Genomic DNA, 16691 nt, shown 5'->3' on the forward strand with positions numbered 1-16691 from the left:
CGCTCGCTCACCCCAGTCACTTATTGATGTAAGCTTCCGGGGATTTACTCGCTTGCCGCCTTGCTGCAACTCGAATTATTTTGGCAAGCATTAGTTTTAGTCAGTCTTTATCTATACGGCTGGCATCCGCGCCCTGCTGACCACGATATTTGGCATCTTCGCGACGGTTATACGGTCGCGCAGCCGGGCCCGACAACGGCTCAAAGCTCAAAGCACCAATTAACATGCCTGGACGTAGCGCCAGCGGCAGTTTGCCTGAGTTATAAAACTCCAGCACGATACGGCCCTGCCAGCCCGGATCGATACGGTGCGCCGTAACGTGCACCATCAAACCCAGACGCGCCAGCGAAGAGCGGCCATCCAGCCAGCCGACCAGATCGTCGGGAATGGTGACCGATTCCAGCGTCACCGCCAGCGCCAGCTCACCGGGATGCAGGAAAAAGGCTTCGCCTTCCGGCAGCACAATCTCATCGCTCATGACGCGGTCCAGCGCAGCACTGACTTCGTGTTTAGGACCACTCAAATCAATAAACGCCGCAGTGTGGCCGCTAAAAGTGCGGAACTGGTTGCCGAGGCGCACATCAACCGTGGCGCCATTAATGCGTTCCACCGGCGGGCGCGGCTCAATCGCCAACTTTCCGTTGTCCAGCCAGGCTTCAATATCGCGATCGCATAATCTCATCGCAGGTACTCCATGAATTAAGTGTAGCGAATGGCTACGACAGCGCGTCACGCCGGGGCGGACGCCATGTCGTTACAGATACTGATTAATCTTGGCCTTGAGGATATCAATCGCGATACGGTTTTTTCCGCCGCGCGGCACAATGATGTCAGCGTACTGCTTGGAAGGTTCAATAAATTGCAGGAACATCGGACGCACGGTCTTCTGATACTGGCTCATCACCGAATCCATTGAGCGGCCGCGCTCATTCACATCGCGCTTCATGCGGCGCATCAGGCAGATATCCAGCGGCGTATCGACGAAGATGGAGAAATTCATCTCCTGGCGCAGGCGCGCGTCGGTTAACAGCAAGATGCCTTCGAGGATGATGACTTTCTTCGATTTGAGATGAATACAATCGCTGGTGCGGGTGTGCTCAACATAGCTGTAAACCGGCAGCTCAATTTCCTGGCCGGCTTTCAACGCGCGCAGGTGCTGCAACAACAGATCATGATCCATCGCACTCGGATGGTCATAGTTGGTTTTCACCCTCTCTTCCATGGTGAGGTGGCTCTGATCTTTATAGTAGGCATCTTCGGGGATCACACCGATATGCTCGTCACCGACCTGGTCACGGATTTCACGATAGAGCGTGCTGGCGATAAGACTTTTTCCGGATGCGGATGCACCTGCGATGCCAACGATCACGCACTGATGAGACTTGTCAGTCATACTTTTTTAAGACCTGATAACTGGAGCCTGCCTAAGCCGAAGCTGCAACGGGCCGAATGAGAGGGTTAGTTGGCGGCAATTATAGGTATTTCACCGGTTTGATGCCAGAGAAATGGGCCAACGGCTTTTCAGAATATCCCCTTTTGCAGCCAGACGCTTAATCGATACACTGTTCATCTGCCAACACTGAAGCGAGCGTTGGCACTCCGAATGTAGCCGCAAGGAAAAGTATGAGCTGGAAAACCCTGACCTATTTTGGCGACAGCATGTTGCTGATCCCGACTGCGGTGATTATCGCGCTGGTATTGCCATGGAAAAGCGACAACCGTCAAACCGTGTGGTATTGGGTGCTGGCGTTTGGTCTGGCTGGCCTGGTGGTGAGCGTCTCAAAAATACTGTTTCTCGGCTTTGGTATTGGTAGCGCCAGATTCAACTTCACCGGCTTAAGCGGACACAGCGCGATGTCAGCCACGCTCTGGCCGGTGATGATGTGGTTGATCTCAGGTCGCTGGTCGCCGCGCTGGCGTCTGTTTACCATCGGTATCGGCTATCTGATCCCGCTGATGGTCGGTCTTTCACGTTTGGTGATTCACGCGCATTCAAAAAGCGAAGTGCTGGCGGGCCTGATGCTCGGTTTCACGCTCAGCACCGCATTCCTGCTGACACAGCGCCGCACTTCGCTGAAGGGCTTTAGTCTGCCGCAAATTGGCGTTGCGCTGCTGGTGCCGCTGCTGCTGCTGGGCCATGGTCGCGTCGCCACCACACAACAATTCCTTGAGCGCTTCTCTGCCAATCTTGCCGGCTTAGAAAAGCCCTATACCCGCGCCGATCTTTTTCGCTAACACCGATTGGCCCTTTGCGCGCAAAGGGCCAATCAATTCAGTGAATAACGACTTAAATGCAATTCCCGGCAGAAATCTTAAATAGATGTGCTAGCATGCGAAATAGTGATTGATTGGCGCATTTTCCATCGTGAATCAGGTGCGCGCAGCTGGATTCTTGCATGACCCTCGAAATATTGACTTCACGAGAAAGACCACAACGAATTTGGCTCAATGCCTTGCTCATTGGCGGGCTCACTTTTCTACTGACGCTATTTTGTCTGGAACTGATTGTTGTCAGCGGACGTATTTCACCGCTTTGGTACTCCACCGCGCTAATGACGGTGATCGTGTTTCGTGCGCACTCCAGACACGTTCCCTTGCTGCTATTTGCTTGCGTGATGGGAACCGCGCTGGCCAATCTGATCATTATTGGTCCCGCGCTCAGCAACATTAAATTCGCCATCTTAAATATGGTGCAGGCAATTCTGGGCGGTGTGATGCTGCGCGCCCTGCTCGATCGTCGTGCCCCGCTTAATTCGTTACTCGACTGGGTGCGCTTTGCGCTGTGCGCCGGTCTGATTGCGCCTCTGCTCGGCGGCGTGGTGGCGTTGTGGATGCTGCATGTCGGTAGCAGCGCGTCACTGCCCTTCTTCTCGACCTGGGTGATTTCTGAAGTGATCGGCGTGCTGGCATTTGGTCCGGTGTTACTACTGTGGCCGAATAAACCGCTGCGCCAGATTTTTACGCCAGGCCGTCAGTTGGAAACCTGCCTGACGCTGCTTGGCACGCTACTCGCCAGCTATTTATCGCTGCGTTTTCTGCCGTGGCCCTTTACTTTTATTGTGGTGATTCTGTTCTGGTGTGCGGTGCGGCTGCCAAAATTTGAAGCCTTTCTGCTGTTCTTCCTCAATGCCAGTTTCATCTCGATTCTGCTCGCCTTTAATTTGGTCAACCTGGCGCAAAACGGCATGCTGCTCGGCCAGATCAGCACCTGGCTGCCGTTCCTGTTGGTGCTGCTGCCGAGCCACGTGATGGCGCTGGTGATGGACGCCTTTCAGCGCGAAAAACATCACATCAGCGAGAGCGAAACCCGCTTCCGTAACGCCATGGAATACTCCGCGATCGGTATGGCGCTGGTTGCGCCGAATGGTGGCTGGCAGCAGGTCAATCAGTCGCTGTGCCAGACGCTAGGCTTTCCGGCAGATGAGCTAAAAAAACTCACTTTCCAGCAAATCACCCATCCCGACGATCTCAACAGCGATTTGCAGCAGCTGGAACGGTTGGTGGCGGGTGAAATCATGACCTACACCATGGAGAAGCGCTATTTCCGCAAGGATGGCGAGATCGTCTGGGCGCGCCTAACGGTTTCGATGGTGCGCGACGCCGCGCAACAGCCGCACTACTTCATCGCCCAGATTATCGATATCTCCGAGCTGAAGCAGAGCGAGCAGGTTAATCGCCGTCTGATGGAACGCATCACGCTGGCCAACGAAGCTGGCGGTATCGGCGTGTGGGAGTGGAATCTGCTGACCGGTGAAATGCTGTGGGACAAGCGCATGTATGAGCTATTTGGCTTAGGTCCGCATCAAACGCCCACCTACGATTTGTGGGTGCATCTGCTTGATCCGGCTGAACGGGAAACCGCCGCGCTGGTGGTACAGCAAGCCATCGAACGTCGCAGCGCCTTCCAGCTGGAATATCGCATCAATTTGCCGGAAGGCCCGCGCTACGTGCGTTCTGAGGCCAACCGCATCCTGAGTCAGGATGGGCAGATCGAACGTATGCTCGGCATCTGTCAGGACATCACGCCGCTGCGCGCGTTAAATGAAGCGCTGTTCCAGGAAAAAGAGCGCATGGCGATCACCCTCGATTCCATCGGCGAAGCGGTGATCAGTACCGATGATGAAATGCGCGTCACCTTTATGAATCCGGTGGCCGAAACGCTGAGCGGCTGGCCGCAGGAAAAAGCGGCAGGCGTGCCGATTACCGAGCTACTCAACATCACGCGAGGCGCGAGCGGGCCGCGTGTGGACAACCTGTTGCTGTGCCAGCTGCCGGGCGAAAAAATCTCCCCCGATCTCGATGAAGAGCTGGTGCTGCACACGCCAGACGGCACGCGCGTCGAGATTCATTACAGCATTACGCCGCTGAAAACCCTGACCGGTGCCAGCATCGGCGCGGTAATGGTTATTCAGGATGTCAGTGAATCGCGCAAGGTGATGAAGCGTCTGAGCTACAGCGCCTCACATGACATGCTGACGCGCCTGCCAAATCGTCACAGCTTCGAGCAGCGTTTAAAGCAGTTGGTGAACGATGCGGCGGCCAATAATAGCCATCACGTATTGGTGTTTATCGATCTGGATAAATTCAAAGCGGTGAACGATACCGCCGGCCACGCCGCCGGTGATGCGCTGCTGCGCGAACTGGCAGAGCTGATGCCACATCATCTGCGCAGCAGCGATATGCTGGCACGTTTGGGCGGCGATGAGTTTGGCGTGTTGCTGCCAAATTGCGAAGTGGATCAGGTGCGCGACGTGGTGCAGCGCATCGTCACCGCCGTGAGCGAATACCGCTTTATGTGGCAGGATCAGCCTTATCACGTCGGCGCGAGTGCCGGCATCACGCAAATCGATCAACGCAACTGCATCAGCAATGTGGTGATGTCACAGGCCGATGTCGCCTGTTACAGCGCAAAACATGCGGGCCGTGGTCAGTATCACGTTTATCAGGAAGTGCAGATGTAATCTGCCACGTCTGCCCATTGCCAGCCCGCGCTGGCTGCGCTAAAGTCGCCCCCTTTTTTCCGGCATGGGGGATAAATATGTTTATCGGATTCGATTACGGCACAGCAAACTGCTCAATTGCGGTCAGCGATAATGGCACGCCGCGCCTGCTGACACTGGAGAATGGTCAGCGCCTGCTTCCCTCCATGATTTGTGCGCCAACGCGTGAAGCGATCAGCGAATGGCTGCATCGCCATCACCAGGTTCCAACGCCAGACAGCGAAGGCACCGCCTTATTGCAGCGTGCGCTGCGTTATAACCGCGAAGAAGATATCGACGTCACGCCAGGCAGCGTGCAGTTCGGTTTGACTGCGCTGCAGCAATACATGGTCGATCCCGAAGAAGTGTGGTTTGTGAAGTCACCGAAATCCTTCCTCGGCGCTAATGGCCTGAAGCCGCAGCAGATCGCTTTCTTTGAAGATCTGGTGTGCGCCATGATGCTGCACATTCGTCAGCAAGGTGAAACCCAGCTCGATCGCCCGATTGAGCAAGCGGTAATTGGTCGCCCGATTAACTTCCAGGGTTTAGGCGGCGAAGAGGCTAACCAGCAGGCGCAAGGCATTCTGCTGCGTGCAGCACAGCGCGCCGGTTTCCGTGATGTCGAGTTCCAGTTTGAGCCGGTGGCGGCGGGCCTGGATTTTGAAGCTACGCTGCAGAAAGAGACGCGCGTATTGGTAGTCGATATCGGCGGCGGTACCACCGACTGCTCGATGCTGCTGATGGGCCCGGAATGGCGTCACAAAACCGATCGCCGTGAAAGTTTGCTCGGCCACAGCGGATGCCGCGTGGGCGGAAACGATCTCGACATTATGCTGGCGTTCAAAACCCTGATGCCGCTGCTGGGCCTCGGTGGCAATACGCAAAAAGGCACCGCGCTGCCTGCGCTGCCGTGGTGGAATGCGGTGGCGATCAATGATGTTCCGGCGCAAAGCAACTTCTATTCTGCGGCCAGCGGCAAACTGCTGCGCGATTTGATTCGCGATGCCGAACACAGTGACAAAGTGGCGCACCTGCTGAAAGTGTGGCAGCAGAAGCTGAGCTATCGTCTGGTGCGTGCGGCGGAGGAGAGCAAGATTGCGCTGTCGGAGGTGAAAGAAACCGACGCCTCTCTGGCGTTTATCGCCGCCCAATTGCAGGCGCAGATCAGCGCAGCACAGCTGGAAGAAGCAATTAACCAGCCGCTGGAACGGATTCTGGAGCAAGTGCATCTGGCGCTTGCCACCTGCGAAACCAAGCCAGAAGTGATTTATCTCACCGGCGGTAGCGCACGTTCACCGGTGCTGCGCGCCGCACTACAGCAGGCGCTGCCCGATACGCCTATCGCCAGCGGCGATGACTTCGCCTCGGTGACCGCCGGCCTCGCCCGCTGGGCCGAAGTGATGTTCAGATAAAAGTCAGGGCGGCATCATTGCCGCCCTGCTTAACGTTGTAGGGTCGCCATTCATGACGACCCGTCTCACACATCAGAAATTCACGTTCGCACTGATCCCGCCAACAAACGCATCTTTCACTTCACTCACCGCACCCGGCGCCACCACATATTGCAGGTTCGGACGCAGCTGCAGCCATTTGGTCAGTTGAGCGTTGTAGTAGATCTCATAGTTATACTCTGAGCCATCCTGAATCGGCAGATAGGTTGGGCTGTTGAAGTCCGTTTCGCCGTTAGCGTTGTTCTGCTCACGCAGAGAACGCGTGTAAGCGCTGTTAACGTGAATACGCGCTGCACCGACACCAATCTCATCCTGCGGACGCGCATCAAACGGCCCTTTCCAGGTGAAGCTCACCGACTGATAGTTATCGGTTTTCGAGGTTTTGTGGTCGTTCATTACCGCTTGTACGGTAACGCCCAAGCCACGGCTGGCATCGCCGCCTTGTGCCGTCAACTGCTGTTGCAGCAGCACGTAGCCGCCATAAGCATGATCCTGGCTTTGATACGCGCCATCGCGCCAGCTACCGTAGTTGTCACCGTTCGCCGAAGAGTAGTAATACCCGATGCGGTAATTACCCGGCAGCTTGTCTGCGCCTAACGTCGGTTTCCAGCCCAACTCTACCGGCACCATATTGCCTTCGGAGTTGCTGGTATCCAGGCGGAAGCCATCGCCGCGATCGTAGTTGGCGCTGTTCTGGTTATAGAAACCGACCTGGAAGAATACCTCAGGCGTGATATTCACCTTCACGCGACCGCCCCATTGGGAAACCGGCCAGTTGAACCAGCGATCGCCACGCCAGTTCCCTGCCTGGCCGCTACCAAACGCCAGGTTCTGGAACTTACTGTCAAAGTTATCGAAATCTTCGCCAACGGTCACACGACCGGCTTTCAGGTTCACTGTGTTATCGAACAGACCCTGGCTCAACCAGAATTGGGTTAAGCGCCAGGTTTGGCCGCGCCCGTACACTTCTTGGGGTGATGACAACATGCCAGTACGAGAATCGCCTACCTGATCGGCGATGTTCTGACCATTACGATCGGTAATCGTCACCTGGAATTGGGCATCCTGCCAGTTGAGCAGTTTTTCCAGGTTGAAGTTAGCGCCAAACGCCCACTGATCGCTGTAGCGCATGGTGGTGTTGGTATCGGCACCGCCTGCCAGGTTGGAGCCGGTTTCCATGGTGTAGTTAACGTCGAATTTAATGCCGTCATTTTCCAGCTGCGTTCGGTAACCGCCCCAATCACCAAACATATATGGAGAGTCGTAACTGAAAGCATCAGCGGCCAGCGCAGATGCACTCAGCATCGCAAACATCAGGGTTCCCGCTGCCAGGCGGGGTAAATGCTGCACTGCTTCTTTTCTGTTCATGATGGTTATTCTTATATGAAGTTACTGGAATGGATCGAACAGAGGATAGTGCTGAGGATTTGGCAATTTTTGCAAATATGTGCGCAGTTTACCGCAGGTTGATAGTGCGTTAGCGCAATTGTGACGCCAGTCGATGATTGAAAATATTTTGGCTAAAATGGCATTTTTTGTGAGGCAGAGCAGGAAAAAGGCGGGACGCCGCAGCGTCCCTGAAAACATTACAGTTTGCTGGCGCTCGCCAGCTCTTCGATCTCTTGCTTGCTGAGTTCCAGCTGAGTAGCTTTCACCAGCTCATCCAGCTGCTCTAGCGAAGTGGCACTGACAATTGGCGCGGTAATGCTTGGACGCGCAATCTGCCACGCCAGCGCAACCTGCGTTGCTGAAACATCGTGCGAGGCGGCGACATCTTCCAGCGCTTCAACGATGCGCTTGCCGCGTTCATTCAGATATTTATCCACGATGCCCTGCCCGCGCTTACTTTTGCTGGCATCTTCCGGCTTTTTGTACTTACCGCTGAGGAAGCCGCTGGCCAGCGAATAATAGTTGATCACGCCGAGGCCATTTTTCACCGCGACCTGCTCCAGACCGCTTTCGTACTCCTGACGGTCGTAGAGATTGTATTCAGGCTGCAGCGTTTCATAGCGTGCCAGGCCGTGCTGCTTGCTCACATCCAGCGCTTCCTGCAGACGTTTAGCGTTGTAGTTAGACGCGCCAATCGCACGCACTTTGCCCTCTTTGATCAGCGAATCGAAGGCTTTGAGCGTATCCAGCAGCGGCGTGGTTTCATCATCACGGTGCGCCTGGTAGAGATCGATAACGTCGGTTTGCAGGCGACGCAGTGAATCTTCCACCGCCTGGCGAATGTAAGCCGATTTAAGACCGGTTTTCTCTGGGGACAGCTCCATGCCGACTTTGGTGGCCAGCACGATGCTGTCGCGCTTGCCGCTTTTCTTCAGCCATTTACCAATAATGGTTTCCGATTCGCCACCTTCGTTACCCGGCGCCCAGCGCGAATAGACGTCGGCGGTATCGATGAAGAACAAGCCCTTCTCCACCAGTGCATCGAGCAGTGAGAACGAGGTTTTCTCATCCACCGTCCAGCCAAACACGTTGCCGCCAAAGGTGAGACGGGGAACTTCGATACCGCTGTCGCCAAGCTGGCGGAGTTTCTGTTGACTCATTTTGTTCTCCTTATTCAAACGAGACAGGTCTGCTATTGAGCTTAGCAAAGGAAATGGTCGCGCTTATGCCTATTGCTGGCAGAATATTTACAGAATATGAATACTTACCTTCGCCAGGGCGATATTCTTATTTCCTTCAATTTTTGCCCGATCCGGGCGACTACAATCATTCGTTTGCGTAGTGGCATTTTTATTACGCACCTTGGGAATACGAAACCGCTGGAGAGCACACACCTTGATGAACCGTCGACTAAAAACAAGCTTGCTGGCTGTAGCCGTGATTGCCGTATTGGCTGGCGGATATTACTGGTGGCAACATCCAGCGGAACCGAATAAACAGACGCAGGCTGAAGGTCAGCAGCAGCGTGGACGCGGCGCAGGCGGCAAACGCCCCTTAGCGCCAGTGCAAGCCGCAGCTGCCAGAACTGAAAGCGTGCCGTATTTCCTCAGCGGCCTCGGCACCGTCACCGCCGCCAATACCGTCACCGTGCGCAGTCGCGTTGATGGGCAATTGATGGCGCTGCACTTCCAGGAAGGACAGCAAGTGGCCGCTGGCGCTTTGCTGGCGGAAATCGATCCGCGTCCTTATCAGGTGGCGTTAACCCAGGCGCAGGGCCAATTGGCAAAAGATCAGGCCACACTCGCCAATGCGCGCCGCGATCTCAGCCGCTATGAAAAACTGGCAAAAACCTCGCTGGTGTCACAGCAGGAACTCGATACGCAACGTTCGCTGGTGAGCGAAACGCTTGGCACCATCAAAGCCGATGAAGGTAACGTCGCCAGCGCCCAGCTCAATCTGACTTACAGTCGCATTACCGCGCCAATTGGTGGACGCGTCGGCTTGAAGCAGGTTGATGTCGGCAACTACATAACGTCCGGCGATACCACCGGTTTAGTAGTGATCACCGAAACCCACCCGATTGACGTGGTGTTCAGCGTCGCTGAGAACAACATCAGCCAAATCCTCAAGGCGCAGAAAAGCGGACAGCCGCTGATCGTCGAAGCCTGGGATCGCAGCAACAAAACGCTGCTGACCAGCGGCACGCTGTTGAGTCTCGACAACCAGATTGATGCCACCACTGGCACCATCAAGCTCAAAGCGCGCTTCAGTAACGAAGATGACACGCTGTTCCCGAATCAGTTTGTCAACGCGCGTCTGAAAGTCGATACCTTGCAGGATGCGGTGGTGATTCCGACCGCCGCGCTGCAGATGAGCAACGACGGTCACTTTGTCTGGGTGGTTAACAGCGACAACAAAGTGAGCAAGAAACGCGTTACCGCTGGGTTGCAGGACAGCCAGAAAGTGGTGATCAGCGCGGGCCTTGAAGCAGGCGATCGCGTGGTGACCGACGGGCTGGATCGTCTGACGGAAGGCGCCACCGTTGAAGTGGTGGCACCGCAAAGCGCCGCGACACACAGCACGCGTGCTGCGCAGCCCGCACGCGGAGAGCGTCAATAATGCAGGTGATGCCTCCTGACAGCAGCGGTGGACCTTCGCGCCTGTTTATTCTGCGCCCGGTCGCCACCACGCTGCTGATGATCGCCATTTTGCTAGCCGGCGTGCTCGGCTACCGTTTTCTGCCCGTTTCCGCTTTGCCTGAAGTCGATTATCCGACCATTCAGGTAGTTACGCTTTATCCCGGCGCCAGTCCTGATGTGGTGACTTCATCCATTACCGCGCCGCTGGAACGCCAGTTCGGCCAGATGTCCGGCCTGAAGCAGATGTCGTCACAAAGTTCGGGCGGCGCTTCCGTGGTGACATTGCAGTTTCAGCTGACGCTGTCACTGGATGTTGCCGAGCAGGAAGTGCAGGCGGCGATCAACTCCGCCACCAACCTGCTGCCTAACGATCTGCCGAACCCGCCGGTTTACAGCAAAGTGAATCCGGCCGATCCGCCGATCATGACGCTCGCCGTTACCACCACCAGCATGCCGCTCACGCAGGTGCAGGACATGGTGGAAACGCGCGTGGCGCAGAAAATTTCCCAGGTTTCGGGCGTGGGTTTAGTGACGCTGTCGGGCGGGCAACGTCCTGCGGTGCGCGTGAAGATGAACACCCAGGCGCTGGCCGCGCTCGGCCTGACCAGTGAGTCGGTACGTACCGCCATTACCAACGCTAACGTCAACTCGGCGAAAGGCAGCCTCGACGGCCCAACGCGCTCGATTACGCTGTCGGCCAACGACCAGATGACCTCGGCGGAAGATTATCGCAAGCTGATCATCAGCTATAACAACGGCGCGCCAGTACGACTTGGCGATGTGGCTAGCATCGAACAAGGTGCCGAGAACAGCTGGCTCGGCGCCTGGGCGAACCGTCAGCAGGCGATTGTGCTCAACGTGCAGCGCCAGCCCGGCGCCAACATCATCGCCACCGCCGATAATATCCGCGCTATGTTGCCCGGTTTAACCGCTACGCTGCCGAAATCGGTGGATGTGAAACTGCTTACCGATCGCACCACCAATATCCGCGCTTCGGTCAGCGATACCCAGTACGAACTGATGCTGGCGATGGCTTTGGTGGTGATGATCATCTACCTGTTCCTGCGTAACGTCCCGGCGACCATCATTCCCGCCGTCGCCGTGCCGCTGTCGCTGATCGGCACCTTTGCCGCGATGTATTTCCTTGGCTTCTCGGTCAACAATCTGACGCTGATGGCGCTGACCATCGCCACCGGCTTTGTGGTTGATGACGCCATCGTGGTAATCGAGAACATTTCGCGCTATATCGAAAAAGGCGAAAAGCCGCTGACGGCGGCCCTGAAAGGCGCGGGCGAGATTGGCTTCACCATTATCTCCCTCACCTTCTCGCTGATTGCGGTACTGATTCCGCTGCTGTTTATGGGCGATGTGATTGGCCGCCTGTTCCGCGAATTCGCGGTGACGCTGGCGGTGGCGATTTTGATTTCCGCCGTAGTATCGCTGACGCTGACGCCGATGATGTGCGCCCGCATGTTAAGCGCCGAATCGCTGCGCAAGCAGAACCGCTTCTCGCGTGCCAGCGAAGCGATGTTTGACCGCGTTATTGCCAGCTACGGACGCGGCTTAACGCGCGTGCTGCTGCATCCGTGGATCACCTTGTCGGTGGCGCTCAGCACCTTGCTGATCACCGTGTTGCTGTGGATCGTCATCCCCAAAGGCTTCTTCCCGCAGCAGGATAACAGCATCATTCAGGGCACCTTGCAGGCGCCGCAGTCGGTTTCTTACGCCAACATGGCGGAGCGCACGCGTGATGTCGCCTCGATCATCATGAAAGATCCGGCAGTGCAGAGCATGACCTCGTTTGTCGGCGTCGATGGCACCAACGCCGCGCTCAACAGCGCGCGCCTGCAAATCAACCTCAAGCCGCTGAATGAGCGTGACGATCGTATTCCGGCAGTGCAGCAGCGCCTGCAACAGGCGTTAGCTAAAGTGCCGGGCATTTCGCTGTGGCTGCAGCCGGTGCAGGATTTGACTATTGATACCCAGGCCAGCCGCACGCCGTACCAGTTCACGCTGCAATCCGGCTCGCTCGAGTCGCTGAGTTTGTGGGTGCCGAAACTGCTAGAGCAACTGAATACGCTGCCGCAGCTGCGTGACGTCAGCAGTGACTGGCAGGATCAAGGTCTGGAAGCTTTTGTACGGGTCGATCGTGACAGCGCCAGCCGCCTGGGCATTAGCATGGCAGATGTCGATAACGCGCTGTATAACGCTTTTGGTCAGCGGCTGATCTCCACCATTTACACCCAGGCCAACCAATATCGCGTGGTGCTGGAACAGAACAGCGATGCCACGCCGGGACTGGCGAGCCTCGACGGCATTCGTTTGACCAGCAGCGACGGCGGCAGTGTGCCGCTCAGCGCCATCGCGCAAATCGAGGAGCGCCACGCCGCGCTCAGCATCAACCATCTCGATCAGTTCCCGTCGGCAACCTTCTCGTTTGATGTCGCCGACGGCTATTCGCTGGGCGATGCGGTGAAAGCGGTGAGCGCGGCAGAAGATCAGGTTGGCATGCCCGCCGAGATGATGACGCAGTTTCAGGGCAGCACGCTGGCCTTCGAAGCCGCGTTGTCCAGCACCGTGTGGCTGATCGTGGCGGCGGTGGTGGCGATGTATATCGTGCTCGGCGTACTGTATGAGAGCTTTATCCATCCGATTACCATTCTCTCGACGCTGCCCACCGCCGGTGTGGGTGCGCTGCTGGCGCTGATGCTGAGCGGCAACGAGCTGGATATCATCGGCATCATCGGCATTATCTTGCTGATCGGTATCGTGAAGAAAAACGCCATCATGATGATCGACTTCGCGCTGGCCGCAGAGCGTGAGCAAGGCATGCCGCCGCGCGAGGCGATTTATCAGGCGTGCTTGCTGCGTTTCCGTCCGATTCTGATGACGACATTGGCTGCGTTGCTCGGTGCGCTGCCGCTGATGCTGAGCACCGGCGTCGGCGCGGAGTTGCGCCATCCGCTGGGGATCGCCATGGTCGGCGGTTTGGTGGTAAGCCAGGTGCTGACGCTGTTCACCACGCCGGTGATCTATCTGCTGTTTGATCGTCTGTCACACGCTACACGCCGTCGCTTTAAACGCTCGGAGGCGCAGTCGTGAAGTTCTTCGCGCTGTTTATCCATCGCCCGGTCGCCACCACTTTGCTGACGTTGGCGATTGCGCTGGCCGGCATTCTCGGCTTCCGCCTGCTGCCGGTGGCACCGCTGCCGCAGCTGGATTTCCCGGTGATTTTGATCTCGGCTTCGCTGCCCGGCGCATCGCCGGAAACCATGGCGGCCTCGGTGGCAACGCCGCTGGAGCGCTCGCTGGGGCGCATTGCCGGCGTCAGTGAAATGACCTCCACCAGCTCGCTGGGCAGCACGCGCATTATTCTGGTGTTCGATTTTGATCGCGACATCAACGGCGCGGCGCGCGATGTGCAGGCGGCGATCAACGCCGCGCAAAGCCTGCTGCCAACCGGCATGCCGAGCCGTCCCAGCTACCGCAAAGCCAACCCTTCCGATGCGCCGATCATGATCCTGACGCTGACCTCAGACATTTATAATCCCGGTCAGCTGTATGATTACGCCTCAACGCAGCTGGCGCAGAAGCTGTCGCAAATTGAAGGCGTGGGCGATGTGACAGTTGGCGGCAGCTCGTTGCCTGCGGTGCGCGTCGAACTCAATCCGCAGGCTTTATTCAATCAAGGCGTGTCGCTGGATGCGGTGCGCACCGCCATCAGCAACGCCAACCAGCGCCGTCCGCAGGGCGCGATTGATGATGTGCAGCAGCGCTGGCAGTTACGCACCAACGGGGAATTACAAACTGCCAGCGAGTATCAGCCGCTGGTGGTGCATTACAACAACGGTGCGGCGGTGCGCCTCAGCGATGTCGCTAACGTGCAGGATTCAGTGCAGGACGTACGCAACGCCGGGATGACCAACGGCAAAGCGGCGGTGCTGCTGGTGGTGCGTAAATCGCCGGAAGCCAACATCATCGATACCGTTGATCGCATTCGTGGCGAATTGCCGGAACTGCATGATGTGATCCCCGCCGCCATCGATCTGCAAATTGCGCAGGACCGCTCGCCGACCATTCGCGCCTCGCTGCATGAAGTGGAACAGTCGCTGATCATCGCCGTGGCGCTGGTAATTCTGGTGGTGTTTGCCTTCCTGCGCGACTGGCGCGCCACGCTGATCCCCGCCGCTGCGGTGCCGGTTTCGCTGATTGGCACCTTCGCCGCCATGTATCTGTGCGGCTTTAGCCTGAATAACCTGTCGCTGATGGCGTTAACCATCGCCACCGGTTTTGTCGTCGATGACGCGATTGTGGTGCTGGAGAACATTGCGCGCCACGTCGAAGCGGGTATGAAGCCGCTGCAGGCAGCGCTGACCGGCGTGCGCGAGGTCGGTTTTACCGTGCTGTCGATGAGCCTGTCGCTGATTGCGGTGTTCCTGCCGCTGCTGATGATTGGCGGCATCATTGGCCGCTTCTTCTCGGAGTTTGCCATCACGCTGTCGGTGGCGATTCTGATCTCGCTGTTTATCTCGGTCACGCTGACGCCTATGATGTGCGCTTATCTGCTCAAGCCGCAGGTCAAGCGCAGCCAGCCACGCACGCGCGGTTTCGGCAAGCTGCTGATGAAGGTGCAGAACGGCTACGCGCGTTCATTGGGTTGGGTGCTGAATCACGCTATTTGGGTGCTGATGCTGCTGCTCGGCACCGTGGCGCTTACCGTTTGGCTGTTCATCTCGATCCCGAAAACCTTTATGCCAGAGCAGGATACTGGCCGCTTACAAGGGTTTATCTCGGCGGACCAGAGCATTTCGTTCCAGGCGATGCGCGGCAAGCTGCAGGATTTCATGAACATCATCAAAGCCGATCCGGCGGTAGATAACGTTACCGGCTTTACCGGTGGTTCGCGCACCAACAGCGGCTCGATGTTCGTCTCGCTCAAACCGCTCTCCGAGCGCAGCGAAAGCGCGCAGCAAGTGATCGCCCGGCTGCGTATCAAGCTGGCGAAAGAGCCGGGCGCGAATCTCTATCTCAACGCGGTGCAGGACATTCGCATTGGTGGACGTGAATCCAACGCCAGCTATCAATACAGCTTGTTGTCAGACAACCTGAATGATTTGCGCGAATGGGAGCCGAAAATCCGTCAGGCGTTTGCCGCCCTGCCCGAGCTGGCGGACGTCAACTCGGATCAGCAGGACAACGGCAGCGAAATGAATCTGACCTACGATCGTGAAAGCATGGCACGGCTCGGCATCGATGTGTCTGCCGCTAACGCGCTGCTGAATAACGCCTTTGGTCAGCGCCAGATCTCTACCATTTATCAGCCGCTCAATCAGTACAAAGTGGTGATGGAAGTCGATCCGCGTTACACCCAGGACATCAGTTCACTCGATCAGATGTTTGTGATTAACAGCGACGGCAAAGCGATTCCGCTGAGCTGGTTTGCCAAGTGGCAACCGGCCAACGCGCCGCTGTCGGTGAACCATGAAGGCTTGTCGGCGGCGTCCACCATTTCGTTCAACCTGCCGGAAGGCGTGTCGCTATCGCAGGCGTCTGAAGCCATCGATCGCACCATCACCGCGCTTGGCGTGCCCTCCAGCGTGCGCGGCAGTTTTGCCGGCACCGCGCAGGTGTTCCAGCAGTCGCAATCCAACCAGCTTTACCTGATGCTGGCGGCGATTGCGGCGGTGTATATCGTGCTCGGCATTCTGTATGAGAGCTACGTGCATCCGCTGACCATTCTCTCCACGCTGCCGTCGGCGGGTGTCGGCGCGCTGCTGGCACTGGAACTGTTCAACACGCCGTTCAGCCTGATTGCGTTGATCGGCATTCTGCTGCTGATCGGTATCGTGAAGAAAAACGCCATCATGATGGTCGACTTTGCGCTGGATGCCGAGCGCAACGGCAATCTGTCGCCGCGCGACGCGATCTTCCAGGCGTGCCAACTGCGCTTCCGCCCGATTCTGATGACCACGCTCGCCGCGCTGTTTGGCGCGCTGCCGCTGGTGCTGACCAGCGGTGACGGCGCGGAACTGCGTCAGCCGCTCGGCATCACCATCGCCGGGGGTTTGGTAATGAGTCAGCTACTGACGCTCTACACCACGCCGGTGGTCTATTTGATGATGGATAAGCTGCGGCGGCGTAAGAAAAAGGTATTGGTGGCGGGTTAAGGGAGGTCGCCATGAATGGCGCCCCTACCCACCCAGCATTAGTAGGGTCACCATTTATGGTGACCG

The 16691-nt window shown here is 57.1% G+C and carries 10 protein-coding genes; 6 read left to right on the forward strand and 4 right to left on the reverse strand.

Translation table 11 applies throughout. The features are described from left to right. Positions 1-100: 100 nt before the first annotated feature. Entirely contained in the window at positions 101-682 is a 582-nt protein-coding gene (dcd, locus tag VIJ98_RS12820) for a dCTP deaminase (RefSeq protein ID WP_007888946.1), read from the reverse strand. Between the two features lie 72 nt (positions 683-754). After that, positions 755-1393, reverse strand: coding sequence for a uridine kinase (gene udk / locus VIJ98_RS12825; RefSeq protein ID WP_008104883.1), 639 nt, complete (start codon positions 1391-1393; stop codon positions 755-757). A 230-nt stretch (positions 1394-1623) separates the two neighbouring features. Here udk and VIJ98_RS12830 point away from each other — a divergent pair, with 230 nt between their 5' ends. The 3 genes from VIJ98_RS12830 to yegD all read left to right on the forward strand — a co-directional run bounded on the left by VIJ98_RS12830 (position 1624) and on the right by yegD (position 6391). Continuing rightward, positions 1624-2235, forward strand: a complete 612-nt coding sequence (locus VIJ98_RS12830) for a phosphatase PAP2 family protein (protein ID WP_323274342.1) — start codon at positions 1624-1626, stop codon at positions 2233-2235. A 161-nt stretch (positions 2236-2396) separates the two neighbouring features. Next, the gene (locus tag VIJ98_RS12835; protein WP_323274344.1) at positions 2397-4961 is read left to right on the forward strand and encodes a diguanylate cyclase; all 2565 of its coding nucleotides are present in this window, start codon (positions 2397-2399) and stop codon (positions 4959-4961) included. A gap of 77 nt (positions 4962-5038) precedes the next feature. Beyond that, a complete protein-coding gene (gene yegD / locus VIJ98_RS12840) occupies positions 5039-6391 on the forward strand; it encodes a molecular chaperone (RefSeq protein WP_323274346.1) in 1353 nt (450 codons plus the stop codon). Positions 6392-6463: 72 nt separating this feature from the next. Here the strand turns inward: yegD and VIJ98_RS12845 are convergent, their stop codons facing one another. Further along, entirely contained in the window at positions 6464-7798 is a 1335-nt protein-coding gene (locus VIJ98_RS12845; protein ID WP_323274348.1) for a carbohydrate porin, read from the reverse strand. A 218-nt stretch (positions 7799-8016) separates the two neighbouring features. Further along, a complete protein-coding gene (locus tag VIJ98_RS12850; RefSeq protein ID WP_323274350.1) occupies positions 8017-8979 on the reverse strand; it encodes an aldo/keto reductase in 963 nt (320 codons plus the stop codon). A 238-nt stretch (positions 8980-9217) separates the two neighbouring features. Between VIJ98_RS12850 and VIJ98_RS12855 the strand changes: the two genes are divergently transcribed. Genes VIJ98_RS12855 through mdtC form a run of 3 tightly spaced genes read left to right on the forward strand, consistent with a single transcriptional unit; the run spans position 9218 to position 16625 of the window. Beyond that, complete coding sequence (locus tag VIJ98_RS12855; RefSeq protein ID WP_008104897.1) at positions 9218-10438, forward strand: MdtA/MuxA family multidrug efflux RND transporter periplasmic adaptor subunit; 1221 nt, start codon at positions 9218-9220, stop codon at positions 10436-10438. Then, on the forward strand, positions 10438-13560 hold the full coding sequence (locus VIJ98_RS12860; protein ID WP_323274352.1) for an MdtB/MuxB family multidrug efflux RND transporter permease subunit: 3123 nt from the start codon (positions 10438-10440) through the stop codon (positions 13558-13560). Before VIJ98_RS12855 ends, VIJ98_RS12860 begins: the two co-directional genes overlap by 1 nt. Next, positions 13557-16625 (forward strand): multidrug efflux RND transporter permease subunit MdtC, encoded by a 3069-nt coding sequence (gene mdtC, locus VIJ98_RS12865; protein ID WP_258143605.1) that lies wholly within the window; start codon positions 13557-13559, stop codon positions 16623-16625. The genes VIJ98_RS12860 and mdtC overlap by 4 nt, the downstream gene beginning before the upstream one ends. Positions 16626-16691 lie beyond the last annotated feature (66 nt).

The sequence above is a fragment of the Pantoea sp. S18 genome, assembly GCF_045689705.1.
In the GTDB taxonomy this organism is placed as follows: Bacteria; Pseudomonadota; Gammaproteobacteria; order Enterobacterales; family Enterobacteriaceae; genus Pantoea; species Pantoea symbiotica.